2 protein-coding genes are annotated in these 627 nt (G+C 58.9%); both read right to left on the bottom strand.

Going from position 1 to position 627, the window contains the following annotated elements:
* The coding region (locus PROAA_RS13470) for a PhoH family protein (RefSeq protein ID WP_222102274.1) at window positions 1–420 on the bottom strand (420 nt) is incomplete at its 3' end.
* Between the two features lie 29 nt (window positions 421–449).
* A partial coding sequence (locus PROAA_RS13465) for a TRAM domain-containing protein (protein WP_186411834.1) occupies window positions 450–627 on the bottom strand: 178 nt, incomplete at its 5' end.

The raw sequence follows: 627 nt of genomic DNA, 5'->3' as shown, positions 1-627 counted from the left end.
GGTGCCAAAAGTGATGTCGTGTTCCTGAATATGCTTGAGGTATTCGACCTGGCGCGGCGTGCGTCCGTGAAGCTCCGTCTTGCGCGTCATCAACGCCGGCGACAGGCCGCCGCAGAGCGCATCACCGCGCGCCGGGCGATTGATCAGCTCGATCAGTCCAAGCTGGATCTCGTCGACCGAAAGAGTGTCCTTGGCCAGTGCGTAAAACCGTTGCAGGGCTTCGGAAGCGCGCGCTGTCTGTATCGATTCGCCGCGCAGTGTGAAACGTTCGCCGCGGCGAGCGATGGAAACATCGAGCGCGGTTTCGATCTGGCGCAGATTCTCGTCGAGCGCGCCGCACAGATTGGCGAGGTGTGTATTGTTGACGGGCGAGAGCAACAGTTCGACGGCTCTGGGTTTTGCTGTGGTTTTGGCGCTCATGTTTCCGGGATGATATCTTGGTCAGGAACTCACGAACTCACGATTTCGCCTCGCAGCGAATGTGGCGCTACCGAGATGATGCGCAGGTCGAGAAATTGGTGTACCAGCCGGGGATCGCCGGTGAAGTTAACGACGCGGTTGTTATCGGTACGTCCAGCAAGCTCGGTTTTGTCCTTCTTCGACAAACCCTCGACCAGGACGCGTTGG

It is taken from the genome of Candidatus Propionivibrio aalborgensis (assembly GCF_900089945.1).
GTDB lineage: Bacteria > Pseudomonadota > Gammaproteobacteria > Burkholderiales > Rhodocyclaceae > Propionivibrio > Propionivibrio aalborgensis.
The sequence above is the reverse complement of the archived record's forward strand: the minus strand, read 5'-3'. Positions and strand labels throughout refer to the sequence as shown.